Source organism: Leuconostoc sp. LN180020, assembly GCF_014844115.1.
GTDB classification, from domain to species: Bacteria; Bacillota; Bacilli; order Lactobacillales; family Lactobacillaceae; genus Leuconostoc; species Leuconostoc citreum.
Map to the genome: position 1 here is coordinate 1,101,327 of NZ_CP039736.1, position 26,202 is coordinate 1,127,528.

The 26,202-nt window shown below is 37.0% G+C and carries 20 protein-coding genes; 19 read left to right on the forward strand and 1 reads right to left on the reverse strand.

Annotated elements, in window-relative coordinates; all coding sequences use genetic code 11:
- Positions 1–76: 76 nt before the first annotated feature.
- From rpsP to FAZ25_RS05740, 6 genes are all read left to right on the forward strand, one after another.
- Entirely contained in the window at positions 77–490 is a 414-nt protein-coding gene (gene rpsP / locus FAZ25_RS05715) for a 30S ribosomal protein S16 (protein WP_004904880.1), read from the forward strand.
- A gap of 166 nt (positions 491–656) precedes the next feature.
- The gene (locus FAZ25_RS05720; RefSeq protein ID WP_004904878.1) at positions 657–1,253 is read left to right on the forward strand and encodes a hypothetical protein; all 597 of its coding nucleotides are present in this window, start codon (positions 657–659) and stop codon (positions 1,251–1,253) included.
- A 140-nt stretch (positions 1,254–1,393) separates the two neighbouring features.
- Positions 1,394–2,158, forward strand: coding sequence for a DeoR/GlpR family DNA-binding transcription regulator (locus FAZ25_RS05725; RefSeq protein WP_192269151.1), 765 nt, complete (start codon positions 1,394–1,396; stop codon positions 2,156–2,158).
- Positions 2,155–3,072, forward strand: coding sequence for a 1-phosphofructokinase (gene pfkB / locus FAZ25_RS05730; RefSeq protein WP_012305349.1), 918 nt, complete (start codon positions 2,155–2,157; stop codon positions 3,070–3,072). The genes FAZ25_RS05725 and pfkB overlap by 4 nt, the downstream gene beginning before the upstream one ends.
- 9 nt (positions 3,073–3,081) lie before the next feature.
- Positions 3,082–5,001 carry a fructose-specific PTS transporter subunit EIIC gene (locus FAZ25_RS05735; RefSeq protein ID WP_012305348.1) on the forward strand — a complete coding sequence of 640 codons (1,920 nt, stop codon included), beginning with the start codon at positions 3,082–3,084 and terminating at the stop codon, positions 4,999–5,001.
- A gap of 61 nt (positions 5,002–5,062) precedes the next feature.
- Positions 5,063–5,560 (forward strand): methylated-DNA--[protein]-cysteine S-methyltransferase, encoded by a 498-nt coding sequence (locus tag FAZ25_RS05740; protein ID WP_192269153.1) that lies wholly within the window; start codon positions 5,063–5,065, stop codon positions 5,558–5,560.
- 181 nt (positions 5,561–5,741) lie between these two features.
- Here FAZ25_RS05740 and FAZ25_RS05745 read toward each other — a convergent pair whose 3' ends face one another.
- Complete coding sequence (locus FAZ25_RS05745) at positions 5,742–6,572, reverse strand: helix-turn-helix domain-containing protein (RefSeq protein WP_040177215.1); 831 nt, start codon at positions 6,570–6,572, stop codon at positions 5,742–5,744.
- 241 nt (positions 6,573–6,813) lie between these two features.
- Between FAZ25_RS05745 and FAZ25_RS09715 the strand changes: the two genes are divergently transcribed.
- The 13 genes from FAZ25_RS09715 (at position 6,814) to FAZ25_RS05810 (ending at position 26,125) form a co-directional block, all read left to right on the forward strand.
- Entirely contained in the window at positions 6,814–15,255 is an 8,442-nt protein-coding gene (locus tag FAZ25_RS09715) for a glycoside hydrolase family 70 protein (protein ID WP_371812492.1), read from the forward strand.
- Between the two features lie 110 nt (positions 15,256–15,365).
- Positions 15,366–15,884, forward strand: coding sequence for a ribosome maturation factor RimM (gene rimM, locus FAZ25_RS05755; RefSeq protein ID WP_004907941.1), 519 nt, complete (start codon positions 15,366–15,368; stop codon positions 15,882–15,884).
- Positions 15,884–16,609 (forward strand): tRNA (guanosine(37)-N1)-methyltransferase TrmD, encoded by a 726-nt coding sequence (trmD, locus tag FAZ25_RS05760; protein ID WP_004907938.1) that lies wholly within the window; start codon positions 15,884–15,886, stop codon positions 16,607–16,609. The genes rimM and trmD overlap by 1 nt, the downstream gene beginning before the upstream one ends.
- A gap of 261 nt (positions 16,610–16,870) precedes the next feature.
- Positions 16,871–17,638 carry a tyrosine-protein phosphatase gene (locus FAZ25_RS05765; protein ID WP_192269159.1) on the forward strand — a complete coding sequence of 256 codons (768 nt, stop codon included), beginning with the start codon at positions 16,871–16,873 and terminating at the stop codon, positions 17,636–17,638.
- A gap of 25 nt (positions 17,639–17,663) precedes the next feature.
- Complete coding sequence (locus FAZ25_RS05770) at positions 17,664–18,557, forward strand: YveK family protein (RefSeq protein ID WP_192269161.1); 894 nt, start codon at positions 17,664–17,666, stop codon at positions 18,555–18,557.
- Positions 18,558–18,573: 16 nt separating this feature from the next.
- The gene (locus FAZ25_RS05775; RefSeq protein WP_192269164.1) at positions 18,574–19,326 is read left to right on the forward strand and encodes a CpsD/CapB family tyrosine-protein kinase; all 753 of its coding nucleotides are present in this window, start codon (positions 18,574–18,576) and stop codon (positions 19,324–19,326) included.
- 35 nt (positions 19,327–19,361) lie between these two features.
- Positions 19,362–20,021: a sugar transferase gene (locus FAZ25_RS05780; RefSeq protein ID WP_192269167.1), complete on the forward strand. Its 660-nt coding sequence runs from the start codon at positions 19,362–19,364 to the stop codon at positions 20,019–20,021.
- Complete coding sequence (locus tag FAZ25_RS05785; protein ID WP_192269170.1) at positions 20,002–21,144, forward strand: glycosyltransferase; 1,143 nt, start codon at positions 20,002–20,004, stop codon at positions 21,142–21,144. The genes FAZ25_RS05780 and FAZ25_RS05785 overlap by 20 nt, the downstream gene beginning before the upstream one ends.
- The gene (locus tag FAZ25_RS05790) at positions 21,137–22,054 is read left to right on the forward strand and encodes a glycosyltransferase (RefSeq protein ID WP_192269173.1); all 918 of its coding nucleotides are present in this window, start codon (positions 21,137–21,139) and stop codon (positions 22,052–22,054) included. Before FAZ25_RS05785 ends, FAZ25_RS05790 begins: the two co-directional genes overlap by 8 nt.
- 30 nt (positions 22,055–22,084) lie before the next feature.
- A complete protein-coding gene (locus FAZ25_RS05795) occupies positions 22,085–23,326 on the forward strand; it encodes an O-antigen polymerase (protein WP_192269174.1) in 1,242 nt (413 codons plus the stop codon).
- Positions 23,298–24,128: a glycosyltransferase gene (locus FAZ25_RS05800; protein ID WP_192269177.1), complete on the forward strand. Its 831-nt coding sequence runs from the start codon at positions 23,298–23,300 to the stop codon at positions 24,126–24,128. The genes FAZ25_RS05795 and FAZ25_RS05800 overlap by 29 nt, the downstream gene beginning before the upstream one ends.
- Positions 24,106–25,002, forward strand: a complete 897-nt coding sequence (locus FAZ25_RS05805; RefSeq protein WP_192269180.1) for a glycosyltransferase family 2 protein — start codon at positions 24,106–24,108, stop codon at positions 25,000–25,002. The genes FAZ25_RS05800 and FAZ25_RS05805 overlap by 23 nt, the downstream gene beginning before the upstream one ends.
- Positions 25,003–25,015: 13 nt before the next feature.
- Entirely contained in the window at positions 25,016–26,125 is a 1,110-nt protein-coding gene (locus FAZ25_RS05810) for a polysaccharide pyruvyl transferase family protein (protein ID WP_192269182.1), read from the forward strand.
- Positions 26,126–26,202 lie beyond the last annotated feature (77 nt).

Genomic DNA, 26,202 nt, shown 5'->3' on the forward strand with positions numbered 1-26,202 from the left:
TAAGACTGGTTTAGTGGGATACTATTAGTTGTAAATAAAGTGCAAAAAGCACAAAAGAAATTTGGAGGACATTAATATGTCAGTAAAAATCCGTTTGAAGCGTATGGGTGCTAAGAAGCGTCCTTTCTACCGTGTTGTTATCGCTGATTCACGTTCACCTCGTGATGGCCGTTTCATCGAAACAGTTGGAACATACAACCCAATTGCACAACCAGCAGAAATCAAGCTTGATGAAGCAAAGATTTTGACATGGTTGAGCAATGGTGCGCAACCATCAGATACTGCACGTAACTTGTTGAGCAATGCAGGTATTTTAGCAAAGTTTGCTGAAATGAAGGCTGCTAAGAAGTCAACTGCTGCAAAGCCTGCAGCATCAGCTACAAAGCCAACAGAAAAGAATACTGTTGCCGAAATCAAAGCTTATTTGGATGCTCAAGGCACTCAATATGCATCATCAGCTAAGAAAGCCGATTTGTTAGCATTGGTATAATTGATAATATTGTATGATTTGAAAGTGATAATTGCGCTAATTTGTTAGCATAGTTATCACTTTTTGTATGTAATATAATGCTGACGACTAAGTTTTGAGATGGTATAATGATGGTGTCCAAGTTTTGAAAGTGCTTTCTTTAACTTTGACATTATGGAGAAAACACATGTTAGCAAAACCTAAGCTGTTTTTAGATATGGATAATGTGCTTGTGGATACGTTGTCTGTTTTAAATACCCTTGATATGGCGCAATTCCAGGTAGATAAACCAGACCAAATTCCTGGTATTTTTCGTCATTTACCACCAATGCCCGACGCTGTTGAAAGCATTAATGTTTTGGTAGCAGATTTTGAGTTGTACATTTTATCAACTGCACCATGGCGTAATCCCAGTGCTTGGCAAGATAAACTTCTATGGTTGACAGATCATTTTGGGAATGATAATAATAGCCCTTTTTATAAGCGTGTTATTTTAACACATGATAAAGGAATCGTTCATAAGACCGGTGGTATTTTGTTGGATGATCGACCTTATCATGGTGCTAGTCAGTGGCAAGATAATACAGTGGATAGTTTATGGCTGCAGTATGGCTACGATACTAATCTTGTTTGGTCAAAAGACTTAGTTGCATACCTTCAAGCAGTTGCAGAATCGTATCAATTATCAGGCAAGTTACGAATGAGCGCTGAAAATATTGCAAAAGATAAGCATTATCAATTATTTGGGCACACAGAAACTTTTGAAAAAGCACCTTGGGAATAAACTATTAAAAAGCAATCAAGAATTGATTGCTTTTTTTGTGACATGTTATGACTATTTATGGCACAAAAAGCTTGCAAAAAATATTAAAAGCAGTTATTATTAAATCGTAAAGAAAGCGCTTACAAATAGTGAGGACAAACATGATTGTCGCAGAACGTAAGAAACAAATTTTAAAAATCATCCAAAAAAATCAATTTATTTCGCTACAAGAACTCAAAAAGGTAACAAAGACATCATTGTCTACGGTGCGTCGAGATTTGGATATTTTGGCTGCTGATGGGTTAGTACGTCGTGTACACGGTGGTGTTGAATGGATAGAGCCGAGCCGTGGTAGTTTACCGGTGAGTGAACGTTTATCACTGTATCAAGCAACGAAACAAAAAATTGCGCAACGCGCAGCACAACAATTACAAGGTGGTGAAATTATATTTCTTGATGCCGGCACAACGACAGGAGAACTTATTCCATATTTAGCAGATAAAAAACCTGCAGTTACAGTCGTCACGAATTCAGTCCATCATGCAGCCCAACTATCCGATTTGATGATACCCGTAATGATTATTGGTGGGCAAGTAAAGCAGACAACTGATGCGGTTATTGGCGCAGCAGCTGTTAATCAAATCAATCATATGTTATTTAATGTTAGTTTTGTTGGGGCCGATGGTCTGTCGGTCGAATTTGGCTTAACGACACCAGATTTAGAGGAAGCAGCAATAAAAAAAGCTGTTGTTGAGCGGTCACAGGTGAGCTATGTGTTGGCTGATAATAGCAAAATTGGAACGGCTGCCTTTGCAAAAGCAGTTGATTTAGAACGTGTTGTCTTAGTAACATCAGCTCTAACCAATCAGCAGTGGCAAGTATTAAGCCAAGCCATGACAGTAATAGATGCGGAGGAAAATAAATGATTTATACAGTCACCTTAAATCCTTCTTTGGATTATATTACGCGGCTAACACACCTTAAACTAGGCGAAACAAATCGCTCAGATTCGCAAATAATGTATCCCGGAGGTAAAGGTATTAATGTTAGCCGATTATTGGCACATCTAGCTATTGCTAACACGGCTTGGGGGTTTTTGGGTGGTTATACTGGTCAGCATCTGCAAGCTACCTTATCTGAATCGCATATTCACCAAAATTTTACAACAATTGCTGGCAATACACGTATTAATATTAAGATAAAAGCAGCTGAAGAAACCGAGATTAATGCTACAGGGCCTCATATTAGTGATGACGAAGTGGCGCTATTTCTCTCACATTTTGATGTATTAACAGCTCAAGATATTGTGATTTTATCAGGCAGTGTGCCTAAAAATTTAAATGATACAATTTATCAAAAAATGCTAGACAAAATTCAAGAGCGACAGGCAGCATTTGTTATCGATACCACAGGGGAACAATTACAATTAGCTTTACGCCGTCAACCATTATTGGTCAAACCTAACCGTGCAGAACTGGCACAGCTTTATCAGGTGCCACTTACGCAACCCAAAGAGGTTATACGTTGGGGACAGCAATTATTGAAAGATGGCGCAAGATATGCGATTGTTTCATTAGCAGGGGATGGAGCGATATTATTTACAACAACAGGGCAATATTTTGCACAACCGGTTGTCGGTAAAGTGGCAAACTCCGTTGGTGCTGGGGATTCAATGATTGCTGGCTTTGTTGGCACTTGGTTAACAACAGGAGATGTAATGGCAAGTTTTAGAATGGCGGTAGCTAGTGGGACAGCCACCGCATTCAGTGATGATATTGCAACGCAAGAAAAGATTAATGCAGTTTATGAACAAGTGATTGTCACACCATATGATATGTGAGGAAACATCATGAAAATTAGTGAATTGTTAGTACCCGAAGTAATGATTTTAGATTTAAAGGCAAAGACTAAACAAGCAGCTTTTGAAGAAATGATTAATCGGTTGTATGAAGCTGGTCGTATTACTGATAAAAAAGTATTTTTAGAAGGTATTTTGGCTCGTGAATCACAAACGACGACTGGTTTGGGTGATGGCATTGCGATGCCACATGCTAAAAATAGTGCCGTAAAAATGCCAACAGTTGCTTTTGCACGATCAACCGCTGGCGTAGACTATCAAGCTATGGATGGACAGCCAGTGCATTTGTTATTTATGATTGCTGTGCCAGCAAATGCTAATAATACCCATTTGGAGGCGCTAGCCAGCTTATCACGTTATCTGCTACAAGATGGCTTTATGGATAAACTCAAGCAGGCAACAACACCCGATGATGTGGTGAATTTATTTACAACTCAAGAAACGGCACCAAATACAGCACATGTTGAAGATGACGCCCCATATTTGGTAGCGGTTACTGCATGTACAACTGGCATTGCGCATACTTATATGGCTGAAGAAGCATTAAAAAAAGAAGCTGATAAGCTAGGTATTCGTATTAAAGTGGAAACAAATGGTGCTGGTGGCGTTGGAAATAAGTTAACCGACTCTGATATTGCGCATGCACAGGGTGTCATTATTGCCGCAGATAAAAAAGTCGAGATGGCACGTTTTGATGGAAAACCCTTGATTAATCGGCCTGTAGCCGATGGCATTCGCAAACCAGACGAGTTAATTGAATTAGCACTACGGCAAACTGCACCAATATATCATAGTCAAGAGGCCAAAACGACAAACTCTTCGGAAACAACACAATCCATTGGTAAAGCATTCTACCGTCATTTGATGAGTGGCGTCTCAAGTATGTTGCCATTCGTTATTGGCGGTGGTATTGCCATTGCATTTGCTTTTCTAATTGATCAAAGCTTAGGTGTGCCAAAAGATGCATTGTCTAGTTTAGGAACTTATCATCCAATTGCTGCTTTTTTTAAGCAGATTGGTGGGGCAGCCTTTGGCTTTATGTTACCAGTTCTTGCTGGATACATTGCTTATTCTATTGCTGAAAAGCCTGGACTCGTTGCTGGATTTGTTGCCGGTGCACTAGCTGCCAATGGTTATAATCTGTATAATGTTGGCCTTGATGTTAAGCATATGCCAATTCCATCAGGATTTCTAGGCGCGCTTGTCGGCGGTTTCTTAGCCGGCGGTATCATGTTATTACTAAAAAAACTTTTCCAAAGTTTGCCGAAATCTTTGGACGGCATTAAATCTATCTTGTTCTATCCGGTCTTAGGTGTCTTGTTAACTGGATTTGCGATGTTACTGATTAATATTCCAATGTCTGCAATCAACACAGGATTGAATCATTTTTTGTCAGGCTTAAGTGGAACCAACGCTGTTTTGCTAGGTATTATTCTTGGTGGCATGATGGCCATTGATATGGGTGGACCGGTTAATAAAGCGGCTTACGTGTTTGGTACTGGGACTTTAGCTGCAACAGTTGCTACTGGTGGGTCCAATATTATGGCCGCAGTGATGGCTGGTGGCATGGTGCCACCGTTGGCAGTCTTTGTGGCAACGCTAATTTTCAAGCAGAAATTTGATCAACAAGAACGACAAGCTGGTTTGACAAACATTGTGATGGGCCTGTCGTTTATCACTGAGGGTGCCATTCCCTTTGCAGCGGCAGACCCAGCACGCGCTATCCCAAGTTTTATGGTCGGTTCAGCAGTTGCTGGAGGGTTGGTTGGTTTGACTGGTATTAAATTATTAGCCCCACATGGTGGTATCTTTGTTATTGCACTAACGAGTTCACCATTACTTTACCTTGTGTTTATCGGCATTGGTGCCATTATTTCTGGTGTTGTTTTCGGTTTGTTGAAGAAGGGTTAATGGCATGTTAAGTAGAGATTATTGTTATACTATCAGATACTTTTCATGGTAAAATAATAACATGATTATTTACGACACAATGAAATTTAAGAATTGGCAGTTAACCCTTTTTAAAGATAACGATGCGATTGTCTTTATTAGTTTTGCTGATGATGGTGTTGGTGAATTTTCATTACAATATCCCCGCATGAAGCTTCAATACGCTAAAATACCAGAGTTGCGCTATTTTGAACAATATTTATCTGGTGAACGTGTTGATTTTAAAAGGCTTAATGTCGCTTACCTATCGGGAACCCCTTTTCAAATTAGTGTCTGGCATGCTTTGCACGAGATGGGCAAGGATGAAAAACTTACTTATCAGCAGTTAGCACAACGTGCTGGACAGCCAACAGCTATTCGAGCTGTGGCTAGTGCTGTCGGTAAAAATCCGTTAACTATTATTAACCCATGTCATCGTATACTACCAAAAAATGGTGGTGTTGGTCAGTATCGTTATGGGCAAGCATTAAAAAAATTACTCATCTCATTAGATGATAGTGAAACAACACAATACTTTTAAAATAAATTAATCATTTTTGTTTTGTAAGCTGAGTTTTTTTTAACCCAAACTTAAATGAAGCTAATTTATAAAAAACACGGTATTCTATCCGATAGAATATCGTGCTTTTGTTTCGTTACTGACTGCACAATGAAATCACTAGGCCTTACTATGACAGACGTTATAAGAAAAATAGACGGTTTTACTCACGCATTTGAGCATACTGTAAGGCAATACGTTTAAAAATATTTTTGAGATGACAATCATCTAAAATAGTTAATATTGTGTAGGCTTGATCAATTTTGTGTTGCTCATTTCTGTATAATCCGATTAAAAACAGCAACCAAACTTGGTGCGTTAAGCTATCCTCTAAAGGTATATCTTCTATTTTTTTGATAATCCATTCAATAATAATTGGCTTATTTTGGAGAAGACTCGTTTCAAAAAAACGGATAATAAGATTAGTAATATTATCCAGTTGGTTATATTGCACTGTCTCATAAATATATTGGCCTAGAATATCGGAGATATAGGGTCTAACTAGTGTGACCGGTAACATGTTTACTGTGCATTCTAGTAAATAGATGTCGTACAATTGCCAGCTAATGAGCTTATTGAAATAGTCAATCAATATATTTTGATCTGTTGTTGATGCGATTCTAAATTTAGTGTGATAGATAGTTGCTTTCAGCATTAAGATATCATGCTTATTGTTTAAAGTTAATGTCTTTCTCAATTTTAGTTCATTATACATGGCATATAAGCCGTCAATGTCATTATGAAGGTACTTATAATTTAATTTATTTCGAAAGTTAACGATATTAAAATCGATTTCAAAATTGTTAGAAAAATATTCATCGATGGTGATGTCTAGCTCTTTGCAAATAAAATAAATTGATTGTGCATTAGGTAGAATCTGGCCACTTTCAATTCTAGAAACCATAGCTTGTGAACCGATAAAGGCACCTAACTGTTTTTGAGATAAGTTTTTTAATTTTCGACGTTCTTTGATAATGTTTGTTTCTTTCCGCATAATAATCTGTCTCCATTGCTTTCAAAATAATAATAGTTAATTATTATCATGGAACAATCAATATTTTATTTATATTCACTATTGAATATCCTTTTTTGCATAAATCTCTAGAGCCGATTTTTTGGGTTATACAATGAATTGGTAAAGGTTAATCATTTTTACAAAACCATGGTGGTTTTTTATTTTTTCTAAAATTACCGAACTAGAGGAAGAGAAAAGGAGCAATAGTTGTGTGAGAGACATGAGGGTAATTTGTGACCGTAAAAAATTGTACAAATCGGGCAAAGTACTAGTAACAGCCGGTATTTTTGCTTTGATGATGTTTGGCGTCACAACTGCTAGTGTTAGTGCAAATACGATTGCAGTTGACACGAATCATAGCCGTACTTCAGCACAGATTAATAAGAGTGCCGTTGATAAGGTTAATGATGACAAGACTACTTTAGGAGCGGCAAAAGTAGTGGCAGTAGCCACAACGCCATCAACGACACCTGCAACGGATAAGGCAGTAGATACAACGTCATCGACGACACCTGCAGCAGATAAGGCAGTAGATACAACGTCATCAACGACACCTGCAACAGATAAGGCAGCAGATACAACGCCAACGACACCTGCAGCAGATAAGACAGTAGATACAACGTCATCAACGACACCTGCAACAGATAAGGCGGTAGATACGCCAGCCACACCTGCAGCAGATAAACTAGCAAATACGACGCCTGCAACGGACAAGGCAGTAGCCACAACGCCAGCGACGCCGGTAGCAAATAAAGCAGCAGACACGAGTAGTATTCATGATCAACCATTAGATACAAATGTGCCAACTGATAAATCAGCAAACCTCGTCTCGACAACACAAAAAAGTACGGATAATCAACAAGTTAAGTCTACAGAAACATCTCATCTTCAAGAAATCAACGGTAAAACCTATTTTCTTGATGACAATGGTCAAGTTAAAAAGAACTTCACCGCTATTATTGACGGTAAAGTTCTATACTTTGATAAAACATCCGGTGAATTGACCGCAAATGCACCGCAAGTTACTGAGGGATTAGTAAATATTGATAATGCACATAACGCGGCTCATGATCTCACAGCTAATAACTTCACAAATGTCGATGGTTACTTAACAGCTAACGGTTGGTATCGTCCTAAGGACATCTTAAAAAACGGAACGACCTGGACACCAACAACAGCAGAAGATTTTCGACCATTGCTCATGTCTTGGTGGCCGGATAAGAATACGCAGGTAGCTTATCTACAATATATGCAATCAGTTGGTATGCTACCTGACGATGTTAAAGTATCAAATGATGATAATATGAGCACATTGACTGATGCTGCTATGACTGTTCAAAAGAATATCGAATCGCGAATTGGTGTATCTGGAAAAACTGATTGGCTCAAGCAAGATATGAACAAACTGATTGATTCACAGGCAAATTGGAATATTGATAGTGAATCAAAGGGTAATGATCATTTACAGGGTGGGGCATTGTTATATGTGAATGATGACAAAACACCTAACGCGAACTCAGATTACCGTCTGTTAAACCGTACACCAACCAACCAAACCGGCCAAATTACTGATCCAAGTAAACAAGGTGGATATGAGATGTTATTAGCTAATGATGTTGATAATTCTAACCCTGTTGTACAAGCTGAGCAATTGAACTGGCTTCACTACATGATGAACATTGGTACTATAGCTCAGAACGACCCAACAGCTAATTTTGACGGTTATCGTGTTGATGCGGTTGATAACGTTGATGCCGATCTCTTACAAATTGCTGGTGATTACTTTAAAGCTGCATACGGTACTGGTAAAACTGAGGCAAACGCAAACAATCATATTTCGATCTTGGAAGATTGGGATAATAATGATTCTGCGTACATTAAAGCCCACGGGAATAACCAATTGACAATGGATTTTCCAGCACACTTGGCTTTGAAATACGCCTTGAACATGCCTCTTGCCGCACAAAGTGGCCTAGAACCGCTAATTAATACAAGTCTTGTTAAGCGTGGGAAAGATGCCACAGAAAATGAAGCACAACCAAACTATGCCTTTATCCGTGCCCATGATAGTGAGGTGCAGACCGTTATTGCACAAATTATTAAGGATAAAATTAACACAAAATCAGACGGCTTAACTGTAACACCAGATGAGATTAAGCAAGCTTTCACTATTTACAACGCCGATGAATTAAAAGCAGATAAGGAATATACAGCATACAATATTCCTGCTTCTTACGCTGTATTGTTGACAAACAAGGATACTGTGCCACGTGTTTATTATGGTGATCTATTTTCTGATGATGGACAGTATATGTCACAGAAGTCACCATACTATGACGCCATTACGTCACTTTTGAAAAGCCGTATCAAATATGTTGCTGGTGGTCAAAGTATGAATATGACGTACTTGCATGAGTGCTTTGATCCAGCAAAAAATGAGACAAAGCCACAAGGTGTCTTAACATCAGTACGTTACGGTAAAGGTGCGATGACAGCTGACGATTTGGGTAATAGTGACACACGTCAACAAGGTATTGGTTTGGTGATTAATAATAAGCCATTCTTGAATTTAAATGATGATGAACAAATTGTGCTCAATATGGGTGCTGCTCACAAAAATCAAGCTTACCGACCACTTATGTTGACAACAAAATCTGGTCTTCAAATTTACGATAAGGACGCCGGAGCGCCAGTTGTTTATACTAACGATGCTGGTCAACTTATTTTTAAGTCAGATATGGTCTATGGTGTCAGCAATCCACAGGTATCTGGTTATTTTGCTGCATGGGTACCAGTCGGTGCGAGTGACAGTCAAGATGCTAGAACACAAAGCAGCCAGTCAGAAACTAAGGATGGCGATGTCTATCATTCAAATGCTGCGCTTAATTCTAATGTGATTTATGAAGGCTTCTCGAATTTCCAAGCAATGCCTGAAAAGAATGATGACTTCACCAACGTAAAAATTGCTCAAAATGCTAAATTGTTTAAAGATTTAGGGATTACAAGCTTTGAATTAGCACCGCAATATCGTTCAAGTACAGATAATAGTTTTTTGGATTCGGTTATTCAAAACGGCTATGCCTTTACTGATCGATATGATGTTGGGTATAATACGCCAACAAAATATGGTACAGTTGATCAACTTCTAGATAGTCTAAGAGCATTACACGCACAAGGTATTCAGGCTATTAATGACTGGGTACCTGATCAAATTTATAATTTACCTGGTGAACAAATCGTCACCGCAGTTCGTACAAATGGTTCAGGTAAGTACGATTATGGTTCTGTGATTAATAACACGCTCTATGATTCACGAACAGTTGGGGGCGGCGAATACCAAGAAAAGTTTGGTGGCCTGTTCTTAGACCAGTTGAAAAAAGATTATCCTAGCTTGTTTGAAATTAAGCAGATATCAACAAATCAGCCGATGAATCCGGATGTTAAAATTAAGGAATGGTCTGCAAAGTACTTTAATGGTTCAAACATTCAAGGTCGTGGCGCTTGGTATGTACTTAAAGACTGGGCAACAAATCAATATTTCAATGTGTCTAGTGATAATGGATTTTTGCCTAAACAGTTACTGGGTGAAAAAACAAGCACCGGCTTTACAACAGAAAATGGTAAGACTTCTTTCTACTCAACAAGTGGTTATCAAGCTAAAGATACCTTTATTCAAGATGGGACAAATTGGTATTACTTTGATAATGCAGGCTATATGTTGACAGGTAAACAAAATATCCACGATAAAAATTATTATTTCTTACCTAATGGTGTGGAACTTCAAGATGCTTACCTTTTTGATGGTAATCAAGAATTTTACTATAATAAAGCTGGGGAACAAATTATGAACCAGTATTATCAAGATAGTCAAAATCAATGGCATTATTTCTTTGAAAATGGTCGTATGGCAATTGGCCTGACAGAAGTTCCGAACGCTGATGGCACAGATGTTACACAATATTTTGATGCTAATGGTGTCCAAATTAAAGGCACAGCTATAAAAGATCAGAATAAGCAATTACGCTATTTTGATGAGGCCACAGGTAATATGGTGGTTAATTCATGGGGACAGTTAGCAGATAAGTCTTGGCTTTACCTTAATGCACAAGGCGTTGCTGTGACTGGTAACCAAAAAATTGATGGGGAAGAGTACTACTTCAATGCTGATGGTAAGCAAGTTAAAGGCAATGCAATCATCGATAATAATGGTAATCAACGTTATTATGATGGTGATAAGGGTGTCATGGCAGTTAATTCATGGGGTGAGTTGCCAGATGGCTCATGGTTATATTTGAATGACAAAGGTATTGCTGTAACAGGCCGTCAAGTCATTAATAATCAAGTTAATTTCTTTGGTAATGATGGTAAGCAAATCAAAGATGCCTTTAAATTATTATCCGATGGTTCATGGGTATATTTGGATGATAAGGGCCTGATAACAACTGGAGCCAAAGTTATCAATGGTCTAAATATGTTTTTTGATAAAGACGGTCATCAAATCAAAGGTGATGCCAGCACGGATGCCAATGGTAAGCGCCATTATTATGACAAAAATGATGGTCATCTTGTCACAAATTCATGGGGTGAGTTGCCAGATGGTTCATGGTTATATCTAGATGAACAAGGTGATGCTGTTACTGGTCAACGTGTGATTGATGGCAAGACACGCTATTTTGAAGGAGATGGCAAACAAATTAAAAATAGCCTAAAAACGCTGGCCAATGGCGATAAGATTTATCTTGATGGTGATGGGGTTGCTGCAACAGGCTTACAACATGTGGGCGATAAAATCATGTATTTTGATGAAGATGGCAAACAAGTTGTTAGCAAGTTTGTATCAGCAAAAGATGGTTCATGGTATTACTTAAATCAGGATGGTGTTGCCGCGGTTGGTCCAAGCAGCATTAATGGACAATCACTTTACTTTGATCAAGATGGTAAACAAGTTAAATATAATGAAGTCCGTAATAGTGATGGGACAACAAACTATTACACAGGATTAACGGGCGAAAAGTTAACGCAAGACTTCGGTGAACTACCAGATGGGTCATGGATTTATCTTGATGCGCAAGGGCATACAGTAACTGGCGCACAAATCATTAACGGCCAAAATCTTTACTTTAAGGCTGACGGCCAGCAAGTTAAAGGTCATGCTTATACTGACCAATTAGGTCATATGCGTTTTTATGATCCTAATTCAGGTGATATGTTGAGTAATCGCTTTGAACAAATCACACCCGGTGTATGGGTTTACTTTGGTGCTGATGGTGTGGCCATAACTGGACAACATGACATAAATGGTCAGAAGCTATTCTTTGATGAGACAGGATATCAAGTTAAAGGTTCGCAACGTACAATAGATGGTACGTTATACAGCTTCGATTCTCAAACTGGTAACCAAAAACCCGTACAGACAACATTGTTGCCACAAGCAGGTCACTATATCACGAAAAATGGTAACGATTGGCAGTATGATACCAATGGTGAACTAGCGAAGGGTCTGCGTCAAGATAGCAATGGTAAGTTGCGTTACTTTGATTTGACAACCGGCATACAAGCGAAAGGTCAATTTGTTACAATTGGCCAAGAAACTTATTACTTTAGTAAAGATCACGGGGATGCGCAGTTATTGCCAACGGTTACTGAAGGGCATTACGGTACAATAACACTCAAGCAAGGTCAAGACACCAAAACAGCCTGGGTTTACCGTGATCAAAATAATACTATTTTGAAGGGATTGCAAAATATCAATGGCACGTTGCAATTCTTTGATCCATATACAGGTGAACAACTTAAAGGTGGCGTAGCAAAGTATGACGACAAGCTCTTTTACTTTGAATCAGGTAAAGGTAATCTTGTTAGCACCGTAGCGGGTGACTATCAGGATGGTCATTACATTTCCCAAGATGGCCAAACACGTTACGCAGATAAGCAAAATCAGCTTGTAAAGGGACTTGTTACTGTTAATGGGACATTACAATACTTTGATAACGCTACTGGTAACCAAATAAAAAATCAACAAGTTATTGTTGATGGCAAGACGTACTATTTTGACGATAAAGGCAATGGTGAATACTTATTCACTAATACATTAGATATGTCTACTAATGCTTTTTCTGCCAAAAATGTTGCATTTAATCATGACAGTAGCAGTTTCGACCATACTGTTGATGGCTTCTTGACGGCAGATACTTGGTATCGACCAAAGTCAATTTTGGCTAACGGGACAACTTGGCGTGATTCGACTGATAAGGATATGCGACCATTAATCACTGTTTGGTGGCCAAATAAGAATGTTCAAGTCAACTATCTCAACTTCATGAAAGCAAATGGATTGTTGACAACAGCAGCACAATACACACTACATTCAGATCAATATGATTTGAACCAAGCTGCACAAGATGTTCAAGTGGCCATTGAAAAGCGCATTGCGTCAGAGCATGGCACAGAATGGTTAAAGAAATTGTTGTTTGAATCACAAAATAATAACCCATCATTTGTGAAGCAACAATTCATTTGGAATAAGGATTCTGAATATCATGGGGGTGGTGATGCTTGGTTCCAAGGTGGTTATCTGAAGTATGGCAATAACCCACTCACACCAACAACTAATTCTGATTATCGTCAACCTGGTAATGAATTTGACTTCTTGCTAGCCAACGACGTGGATAATTCTAATCCTGTTGTGCAAGCTGAAAACTTAAACTGGTTACATTACTTAATGAACTTTGGCACCATCACTGCGGGTCAAGATGACGCTAATTTTGATAGTATTCGTATTGACGCTGTCGACTTTATTCATAATGATACAATCCAACGTACTTATGATTATCTTCGTGATGCTTATCAAGTGCAACAAAGTGAAGCCAAAGCAAACCAGCACATTTCATTGGTTGAAGCTGGCTTAGACGCGGGTACATCAACGATTCATAATGATGCGTTAATTGAGTCAAACCTCCGTGAAGCAGCGACATTGTCGTTAACAAATGAACCTGGTAAAAATAAACCATTGACGAATATGCTACAAGACGTTGACGGTGGTACGCTTATCGCCGACCATACGCAGAATAGTACAGAAAATCAGGCGACACCAAACTATTCAATTATTCACGCGCACGATAAAGGTGTGCAAGAAAAAGTCGGTGCAGCCATTACTGATGCTACTGGTGCTGATTGGACGAACTTTACAGATGAACAGTTAAAAGCCGGATTAGAGCTATTCTATAAGGATCAGCGTGCAACAAACAAAAAGTATAATAGTTATAATATACCAAGTATTTATGCCTTGATGTTGACAAACAAAGATACTGTTCCTCGTATGTATTATGGGGATATGTATCAAGATGACGGACAGTATATGGCCAACAAGAGCATCTACTATGATGCCTTAGTGTCATTAATGACGGCTCGTAAAAGCTATGTCAGCGGTGGTCAAACTATGAGTGTTGACAATCATGGTTTGTTGAAGAGTGTCCGCTTTGGAAAAGATGCGATGACAGCTAATGATTTAGGTACATCAGCTACGCGTACTGAGGGGCTTGGTGTCATTATTGGTAATGATCCAAAGTTGCAACTTAATGATTCGGATAAAGTGACACTGGATATGGGTGCAGCACATAAAAATCAAAAGTATCGCGCAGTTATCTTAACAACACGTGATGGTTTGGCAACCTTTAATTCAGATCAAGCACCAACAGCTTGGACAAACGATCAAGGAACGTTAACATTCTCAAATCAAGAGGTTAACGGGCAAGACAATACACAAATTCGTGGTGTTGCTAATCCGCAAGTTTCTGGTTATCTAGCTGTTTGGGTGCCTGTGGGTGCATCAGACAATCAAGATGCCCGTACAGCAGCAACGGCAACAGAAAACCATGATGGTAAAGTATTACACTCGAATGCGGCATTAGATTCTAACCTTATTTATGAAGGTTTCTCTAACTTCCAGCCTAAGGCAACAACGCATGATGAACTTACGAACGTTGTAATTGCTAAAAATGCCGATGTCTTCAATAATTGGGGTATTACGAGTTTTGAAATGGCACCACAGTACCGTTCAAGTGGGGACCATACATTCTTGGATTCAACGATTGATAATGGTTATGCCTTCACTGATCGCTATGACTTAGGTTTCAATACACCAACAAAGTATGGCACTGATGGTGATTTGCGTGCAGCGATTCAAGCGCTACATCATGCTAATATGCAAGTTATGGCTGACGTTGTTGATAACCAGGTCTATAACTTACCTGGTAAAGAAGTTGTTTCAGCAACACGAGCAGGTGTTTATGGTAATGACGATGCCACTGGCTTTGGAACGCAACTCTATGTGACTAACTCCGTTGGTGGTGGTCAATACCAAGAAAAATATGCTGGACAATACTTAGAAGCTCTGAAAGCAAAGTATCCAGACCTCTTTGAGGGTAAGGCCTATGATTATTGGTATAAGAACTATGCAAATGATGGATCAAATCCTTACTATATATTGTCACACGGTGACCGTGAATCTATCCCAGCAGATGTTGCTATTAAGCAATGGTCAGCTAAGTATATGAACGGCACGAACGTTTTGGGCAATGGTATGGGTTATGTATTGAAAGATTGGCATAATGGTCAATATTTCAAGCTTGATGGTGATAAATCAACATTACCTCAAATTTAATTTATTTTGATAGGGAACGATTATCTTATCAAATTGTAGTGACAAAAGTCGCAGATATTGAATCCAATATCTGCGACTTTTCGTCTGTAAAGCTATGCTATAATAACGTTATGACAAAAGAAAATTATTTTAAAGTTGGCACAATTGTCAACACCCACGGTATTCGTGGCGAAGTGAAGATTATGGCCATTACTGATTTTGCCGCCGATCGTTTTAAAAAAGGTGCAGCATTACAAATTGAAACCAAGCAAGGCTTTGTGCCAGTGACTGTACAATCGTCACGTTTACACAAAAATATGTGGTTGGTATTATTTGAAGGCGTCACAAATATTAACGAGATTGAAAAATATAAAACCAACGACATCTACGTTTATGGCCAAGCACGTGAAGCACTTGGTGATGATGAATATTATTACGATGAAATTATTGATAGTCGTGTTGTGAGTCTGTCTGGTGAAGCAATCGGTGTTGTGTCTGAAATTATGACAACAGGGGCCAATGATGTTTGGGTCGTTAAACGTCAAGGCCAGTCAGATGCGCTTATTCCTATGATTGATGATGTTGTCAAGTCAGTTGATGTGGCCAATAAGCTGATTACCATTGATGTGTTGGAAGGATTGTTAGATTAATGCGTATTGATGTTTTAAGTCTATTCCCAGATATGTTTACGCCGTTAAAGCAATCTATATTGGGTAAAGCGAGTGACAAGGGGGCATTAGATTTTCATGTCACTGATTTTCGTGATTACACTGAAAACAAGCATAATAATGTCGATGATTATCCATTTGGTGGTGGTGCAGGCATGTTGCTCATGGCGCAACCTATCTTTGATGCCATGGCTGCGGTAGAAAAAGCGGCCGGTGATAAAGGTCACGTTGTCTTGCTGGATCCTGCTGGGCGTAAATTTGACCATCATGTTGCCGAAGAATTGGCACAGAAATCGCATCTCACTTTTATTGCCGGGCATTATGAGGGCTATGATGAGCGTATTCGTGAACTAGTCGATGATGAAATTTCGCTTGGTGATTATGTATTGACTGGCGGTGAGCTTGGCGCAATGGTGATTATTGATGCGACAGCGCGCTTTTTGCCAGATGTTTTAGGCAATCAAGTGAGTGCTGAAGAGGATTCATTTCAAGATAATTTACTTGAATTTCCACAGTACACTCGGCCCGCAGACTTCCGTGGGCGTAAGGTGCCGGATGTCTTAATGAGTGGCAATCATGCTAAAATTGCTGAGTGGCGTTTAAAGGAGTCCTTGCGTCGGACATGGCAGAGACGACCAGACTTGCTAGAAAACCGTGTTCTTACACAGACAGAACGCGATTTACTCGATGATGTCAAGCATGAGTAAGCTAAGCGTTGATAAAATTCTTATGTTACAAAACTTTAACGGACAATCAATATTGTTCGTTTTTTATTTTATTATTATTTTCACATATGTGTTCGAAAATGATTAACGTTAAGCAATTTATTATATTACAATTACTGTTATGAATGTGTCATTTCTGTAACAAAAATGAAATTAATGAGTGTTAAGGTATTTACATACATATATTATTAAATAATTATTCGCATGAATAACTGATCATGTGAAAGGGAGATTGGAAGCGGGATGATTGATTTACATAGCCATCTACTACCGGGAATAGATGATGGTTCTCAATCAATGCAGGCATCCCTTCAGCTAGCGCGTGACGCAGTTGGAGAGGGTGTTGAAGCAGCATTGATGACACCACACCATATGAACGGTCAGTTTGTGAACCACAAGCGTGATGTCGTTGCCTTAACGACAAAGTTTCAAATGGCACTTGAACAAGAAAAAATACCACTGCAAGTTTTTCCATCGCAGGAAGTACGCATTAATGGTGAGTTGTTGATAGCTTTAGATCAAGATGACATTCTGTTTGCCGATGAAAGTAACCGGTACCTGTTACTTGAATTTCCAGATGATGACGTACCGGCATACAGTGCCGATATGATTTTTAATATCATGCAGCGAGGCATTATCGTCCAAATTGCGCATCCAGAGCGAAATGCGAAAATCATGTCGCAGCCAGATATCTTATATCAACTTATTGAGAAAGGTGCTATTGCCCAGATAACAGCTAGTTCCTATGTTGGGGCCTTTGGTAAAAAGGTGCAAAAGTTTGCGGAGACAATTATTGCCCATCATTTAGGGCATGTTTTTGTTTCGGATGCCCACGATTTACCAAACCGTACGTACCACATGGCAACGGCTATGATGAAGCTTGAACAGCAGATGGGGGCAGATTATCAACAGATGTTTGCTGAGAATGCTGAGGCGATACTCGATGGCAATCAGGTGGCGCGGTTGATACCTAAAAAAATTGTCAAACGCCGTTTTTTTAATGGATTTTAAATACATAATAAAGGATTAATAAATAATGAATAACGTACTTGAGTTACGACAACTATGGGACATTATCCGTAAACATTTTTTTGCCATTTTTTTTATGGCGTTAATTGGTGCCGGTATTGGCTATGGTATTGCTAAGTTTTTAATCGCGCCCACTTACAGTGCATCAACGAGTATGCTAGTTAACCGATCGACAGATAATACAACGGGAAATGCTAATTTATCTGATCAACAAGCTGATGTGCAAATTATCAATACATATAAAAATTTAGTCATTTCAAGTAATGTGTTGGGAGACGTTGCTGATAAATTAAAGCAACCCAAAACTGAGGTTGTTCAACCGGGTAAGCCTGCTGTATATGACACATTAGCAGACGGTACACGTCGCTTAGTATCGCCCGAACAAAAGGAAATCAAAAAAACATCTTCACAACAGACCTATGATCTCACAGTTGACCAATTAAAGAAGATGGTCTCAATTTCTAATCAACAAAACTCACAGGTCTTCGCTATTAATGTGACGTCAAAAGACCCAAAACAGGCAGCACTTGTCGCTAATACTGTTGCTGATTCTTTTAAAGCCAAAATTGGTGGCTTTATGAAGATTAATAACGTGTCGATTATTGATTCAGCCAAAGCAAATAAAACGCCAGTAGGACCTAATAAAAAATTATTTATCTTAGCCGGTGTCGTTATTTTAGGCGGTTTGGCCTTCCTAGTTGCCTTGGTTCGCGAATTATCTGATACGACAATCAAATCGCCTGATGAAGTTTCACAGCTATTTGGCTTTACCAATCTTGGTGTTGTTAGTCATATTAAAGTCATGAAGCATTTTGATATGGCACCAACAGTTCAAAGTATGTCAGATGATGGCAAAGCAATGCATTCACGTTCACGGCTCAGTCGTTTGAATAAGGATTAATAGGGGAGAACAGACAATGGCCTTTTTTAAGAAAAACAAAGCACTAGGTGATGGGTTATCTGCCGAAACAATGACTACGGGTGCCAGACTTATTGCGGCTGCTGAACCTAAAAACCCAGTTTCAGAGCAATTTAGAACGTTACGGACGAATATTGATTTTGCGTCAGTAGCCAAGGGAAATGTCAAGACATTGCTCGTTTCCTCTGCTTTACCTTCAGAAGGAAAATCAACAATTACGGCAAATCTAGCCGTTGTTTACGCGCAACAAGGTAAGCGTGTCTTGTTAGTTGATGCAGACTTACGACGTCCAACAGTCGCAATCACTTTCGATGTAACTGATAATCATGGGTTAACGAATTATCTTGCGGACGTTCATAGTGAACTTGGTTCGATTATTCATCATACACGTATGGATACGTTAGACGTGATTGCTTCAGGTCCAGTACCACCTAATCCAGCTGAATTGCTAGCCTCAGCGCGTATGACGACGCTAATTACGCAACTAAGAGATCATTATGATCTCGTGATTTTTGATGTCCCACCATTCTTGATGGTAACTGATGCACAGGTATTGATGAGCAAAATGGATGGCGTTGCCATTGTTGTCAGTGGTGGTAAGACAACTAAAGGGGCGTTACAGCGCACATCTGAAATTCTGAAAATCGCCGAAGCACCGGTAGTAGGTTTTATTTATAATGATCAGAATCAGAAAAACAACGCTGGGAGTGGCTATGGCTATGGCTATGGTTATGGAGAAACCAAGTCTTAAGCGATAATCGTATATTGGGAGATGGGAGAGAATTATTGGTTTATAGAAAAGTTGTTAAACGATTACTTGATTTGTTGCTTGCAATACCCATGTTAATCATTTTATTAATTCCATTAATCATTGTTGGCATTATTATTAAACTGACTTCGGAAGGCCCCGTTCTATTTATTCAGGAACGGTACGGCAGAAATTCGAAGCCTTTTGCGTTGTACAAATTTCGGTCAATGACAAACAAGGCACCAGTAAAAGCAAATTCAGAGTTTGAAGACATTACAAGCTATGTGACGCCTTTTGGTATGCTCATTCGAAAAACATCAGTAGATGAATTGCCACAATTATGGAATATTATTAAGGGCGACATGAGCTTTATCGGACCCCGTCCGCTGGCTAAGACTGATGAAAAGGTGTTGTCCTTGCGAAAGCAGAACGGTGCTGATCAAGTATTACCAGGTATTTCAGGATTAGCACAAGTCAATGGGCGAAATAATCTTTCGGATGAAGATAAAGCTGCCTATGATGCTAAATATGCAGCGCACTTAAGCTTTAGAGTAGATATGTTATTGACTGTGGAAACGGTTGTATCTGTATTGAAGCGTGATGGTGTGTTTAAAGAAACAGTGATTGATGATAATAAGTCAGATAAAGATATGGTGAGGTATAGTGAAGAAAGTATTGATGATAGCAGCAAAGGCTAATATGATTCAGCAATTTAACCATCGAAACATTAAAATTTTACAAAATTTAGGATATGAAGTTCATGTTGCCACAAATATGGTGGATTTTGGTTCGATGTCTGCAGAAGAAAATGAGCGTTTTAAACAATGGATGAATGACAATAAGGTAGCGGCGCATCAAGTTGATTTTGAGAGACGTATGGGTTCTTTGAAGGGAAATATACGTTCCATTCAGCAACTGCGGCACCTGTTCAAAGATAATAACTTTAAATTTATTCATGTTCATTCACCATTGGGGAGTATATTGGGACGTTTCGTTGCAAAACAGTTTAAAGTTTCCTCCATATACACCGCACATGGGTTCCATTTTTTTAAAGGAAGTTCAAAAAAGGCGTGGTTCATTTTCTATCCTTTAGAATGGATATTTTCTTTTCTAACAGATACACTTATAACAATTAATGATGAGGACTATGAACTGGCGAAGAAACACATGCATGCTAAAAGAGTCACAAAAATTAATGGGATTGGTGTAGATGTCGAAAAAGCTTGGCAAGTTACGGATGAAGAAAAAGCCAAAGCGCGTATTAGAATTCGAAAGGAATTAAATATTCCATGTGATGCTTTTCTGATAACTTCTGTTGGAGAACTGAGCGATCGAAAAAACCATAAGATTGTATTAGAAGCTTTAAAAAGTATGACACCAAAACAACGACAACATGTTTATTATATTATTGCGGGGACAGGTGTAAATGGAGAAAAATTAAAACAATTAGCCAATAGTTTTAATTTTGAGGAACATTTTAAACTATTAGGTTATCGCACTGATATTCATGATATTAACTATGCCAGTGATTCATTTATTTTTCCGTCTTTGCAGGAGGGTTTGGCAGTCTCGGGATTAGATGCTACAGTAGACGCAACATGGATAATTGGTAGTCAACGTCGAGGAGTATCTGACTATATTTTGGAGAATATAAACGGCAATTTATTTAATCCAAATGATTCGGATACCTTAAAAGCATTAATATTAAAAATTATGAGAAAGGCGGAATATTTACCTAAATTAGATTTCTTAAAAAAATTCGACTTTAGGGAAGTTGACAATAAAATGTATCAAATTTATCAGGAGTTAGATAATGAATAATCCATCTGTCGCGGTATTAATGTCAACGTATAATGGAGAAGACTATTTGGCTGAACAAATTAATTCCATATTAAATCAAACTTACCAGAATATCCATCTATTCATTCGCGACGATGGTTCAACGGACAATACAATGAGCATTATCGAAGAATTCATAAGGAATCCAAAAGTTTCTGTAATAAAAAGTGGTGATAATTTAGGATATAAAAATAGTTTTTTAATGTTATTAAAAACGGTTGTCGATTTGAAAAAAAATTATAAATATTTCTCTTTCTCAGATCAAGATGATGTTTGGTTGAAAGATAAGATTTTAGTCAGCATAAAGAAATTAGAAAAAGATGATAGTAAGTATCGTATTTATTTTAGTGGATTAACTTTTGTGGATTCAACATTAAATAAATTAAAAATTAAAGATGATTCTAATATAAGAACCACGTTTCCAGCAGAAATGGTTCGACATTCGGTTTCTGGAGCAACCAGTGTGTTTTCCAGAGACCTAGCAGAGTTGGCAGTAAAATATAAAGAAGTTCAAAAACTGCCTGGTGGACATGACGAGTTTATTTTTAGACTTAATGCGGCACTCGGGGGTCATTTTTTTGCTGATAAGAACAATTATATTAAGTTTCGACGACATGAGGACAACGCTTCCAGTGCAACAAAGGGCCTATTGTTTAAGATTATGCAGGAATTTAATAGAAAAGATGGTTCGGTAGTGATTACGGCTCAATTTTTAAGAACGTATTACAAAAAAAATTTGACTGCTAGTACATTTCAAGAAATCGAAATGTTACTGAACTATAATAAAGGTTTTAAGAGTAAGTGGTTATTGTTGAAAAACAAAAAGTTTCGACGTGAGAACTCATTAATGAATATTATCTTTTTCTATAGAGTAATATTTAGTAAATTATAATGAGTTAAAAAGTAATAATGGAGAGTTTTAATGACGATCACTACAACTTATTTGATAACTATATTAATAATAGTCTTAGTGGTATTCTATACAAATTACATAAAAAACATTGTAAATCCGGTATTTTTATTTGTCATCCCTACAGGATTTGCTTATATATTGTATGTTTGGTATTTCCAAACAACTTGGACTTTAAGTAATGAAGCTAATTTAATTTTCTTAATAGGGGAATTTTCTTATCTAATAGGATACTTTCTTAGATCTTTTTTCAATTTTTCAGTAAAATCAGTTGCCACCGAGACAGTTCCAATCTCTTATCAATCTGCTCATTTTGAAAAAAATATTATAGTCTGGGGACTTCTTGTCTCTGGAATAATAATGAACTTTCTCAGTATAATTAAGTTAAGGCAACTAGGAGCAGGTAGTGATAGCTTTAGAGATCAATTCATTAATATTGTTAGTTCTCTCCCTCTGTATGTTATTTATGGAAAGTACATAACTGTTTTTGCTCTCTGTTCATTAGTATACAGTTACCTAACAAGTAAGATTAGTAGGTGGTACTTATTAATCATCCTACTAGGCACTGGAATTGTATATTATAGTGCTACTTTGACTCAGGCTAGAACAGATATTCTAATAGTATTAATGCCTATAGCTATTATATTTTTAATGGTTAAAATGCAAAATGCCAATTGGCAGCTCTTCGTTAAATCTGTGTTTATAGCTATGCTATGTTTATTTTTACTTTATTTTTCTTTTTTGTTCGTGCAAATCGCTAGATTTGGTAACGTTACGGGTAATTTTTTCTCAAGTGAAAATCAAACTTTTCAATACATAAGTTTACCATTAACAGCGTTTGATAAATGGATGGTGACACCAGGTTTGAGTGGAGTACGACATGGATTTGGTATTATTGAACCAATCGATAAGTTTTTGAAATTATTACAAATTAATCAACACGAATATTCATTTGCTGTAAGAGGACAATTTAACGTTTATAGTTATTTATCAGCGCCATTTTTAGCTCTTGGAAAGTTTGGTGTTTTCATTGTTATGTTCATAGCTGGCTATTTTAATTATTGGCTTTTTGATAAGGCAAAGCACAGCACCTACTACCTATTGTACTATGCTTTTTTTGAAAATTCAGTTATGTTGTCATTTTATTCTTGGCAAATGACAAGCATGGTGAATGTTTACGCACTAATGTTTATCTTATTAATTCAATTCAACAAGGTGAAAGTACATGAAAGTAAGCTTAATAATAAGTTTTAATTCTGAGATAAGTTTATTAATAGAGAACATCAATATTCTTTCAAAAGTAATGGATAAAATAGTTATTGTTGATAACAACTCAGTTAATAAAAAAGATCTTATAGAAATAGAGAATAGTTACAGCAAAGTAAAAATAATATTTTTGGAGAGCAATTTTGGTATTGCAAAAGCTACTAATGTTGGATTTGATTATTTATCGGAAATTAGTGACTGGATATTAGTCTTAGACCAAGACTCAATTCTAGATATAAAAGACATTGACGTATTATATAGTTTTGTAGATAGAGATAATTTTAATAGTTTAGGTATGATAACCCCAAGATATTTAGAAAGAAATGAACTTCATGATCATTTTGGTGATGAAAATATTTCCGAATGGCAGTTTGTAGATTATCCAATTGCTTCTGGATCACTTGTGAGCGTGAAAGCTTGGAAATTTGTTGGCGGTTATGATGATGATTTATTCATTGACAGAGTCGATGACGACTTTGATTTAAGAATTAGAAATGTAGGGTATTTAATCATACAAGCTAATCATGCCACAATCAATCATGCAATAGGACAAATTAAGGTCGTTCATTTTTTTAATAAAAATATAAAAGTGTATAATCACAATGCTTTTCGAAAATATTATCAATCAAGAAATAACATCATATTTGCAAAGAAACATGGCGGGTTACTAAAAGCGTGGGTTCGCAATATTGTTCTTCTTTGTAAGACAGTACTTTTTGAACAGGAAAAAATGACAAAATTCAAAAGTATATTCAAAGGAATTAAAGATGGAATTAAATACAGCATGTAGTCCTACAATATCTGTTATCATACCAGTTTATAATGGGGCTAAAACCATAGAACATACCATAAAATCTGTTCAAAATCAGACGGTGTCTAACTGGGAAATACTTGTAATTGACAATGGATCAACAGACAAGACAGAATCTTTGGTTCAAAATATTAGCAATACTGATAAGCGAGTAAAATTATTGAAATCCGCTAAAGGAAGAAGTCTCGCAAGAAATAAGGGTTTAGATTCTGCTCATGGTAAATATATAAATTTTTTGGATGCGGATGATCAATTAACTAATCAACATATGGAAAGAGGTTTAACTTTTTTAGATAGAAATAATGACTTTTTTGCATATGTAGAAAATACAGAGTATATTAATGAAAAATTTCAGAAAATATCGGTTGTGAATGAATCACATGAAAAAAATTTAAGTAAGGAAAATCCATTTGAAATATCCTCGGTACTATTTAGAAGAACTGATAACATTGTTACATTTATGATTGGGTTAGATCACAATGAAGATTGGCTTTTTTGGTATCAAAATTTGATCCATAAAAAGATAGAGATTAGATATGACTTAATAGGAGAACGAAAATTAGTCACTGGAAATAATACAATGTTAGATCTCAACAATATGTTGGGGTCAGAGATTATAGTCCTATCGAAAATAAATGCGAAAACCAGTCTGCTTAGAAAAACAAAATTGATGTTTATGTTTTTTAGATCGAAATATAAAAACGAAGAAAAGTTTGTGAATATTGTAGAAAAAAAATTCCAATACATATACGTTTTCATTAAAATCGTTTCTAAGATGCCGTTAATCTATAAAATAATTAACTATTTCATAAGTTATAAAATTAGGCTAATGAGTAAAAAAAGTATGTATTAAAAACGAGGAGATTATGAGTAAAATATATCTTGCTGGTTATTTTAGGAAAAATTTAGGTGATGATCTATTTGTTAAAACAATAGCTAATAGGTACCCTACTTCTAGCATAACTATTCTTGTCGAACCTAAATTTACTGAACCATATGTTGATATGCCTAATGTAAAAGTTGTTAAGTATGTATTTTATAGGCGACTTTTAAATAAGTTACTTTCAATAATTGGCGTAACAGATTTTATTGAAAGAAAATTGATATCAAGAAATGATTTGATTGTTGAGATTGGAGGTTCTATATTTCAACAGATAGCTAAAGAAGGCATTACTTCTCGAAGACTAAATTATTTAAAAAGTAATAAACCTATCTTTATTATTGGCAGCAATTTTGGACCGTATACTACCGATGACTATTATAAGACGTATAAGGAATATTTTTCGAAAGTTAATAGCGTTGTTTTTCGAGATGAAGAATCCTTTTCTTTATTTAGAGAAATACTAGTTGTTGATGTAGCTCCTGATGTGGTTCTTGGATTACCTATTACCAAGTCAAATAATGAAATTGTCCAGCACAAAAAAAAGCTTGCGGTCGTCTCTATTATTAACATAGTGGACAAAGTAGTCGCAACAAATAAAAATTCGATTCAAAATTCATATGATCGGAAAATTAAAGAATTAATATTACAATTAATTAAACGCAACTATACTATTGTTTTATTCGGATTTAGCGAAGCTGAAAATGATACAGTAGCTGCAAATCGTATTTTTAGCAGCATCCCAAGTCACGTTAGAAATAATGTACTACTTAAGTCACATGACAACATTAATGACTCCTTAGATATTCTTCAGAAAGCTGATATAATGTTTAGTTCGCGATTTCATGCAATGATTTTGGGATGGAGGTTGCAAATTCCTCAGTATGTTTTTTCTTATAGCCAAAAAACAAATAACGTAATACGAGATTTATTCCCCGTTCAGGCTAATATTGATGTGAGGCAAATAGCCGATATTGATGCTGAATTTTTAATCGATAATGTAAATACTATGGATAAAAAAACTTTAGAAAATGTCTCAAAATCTGCAGAGATACAGTTTAAATTTGTGGATCAATTTTTTAAAAATAATTCCTAGAAAATTAGCAGGTGCATGATTTTATTGTCAGTTCATAGAAATACGATTACGAACTATTTAATGAAATGGAAATTTAT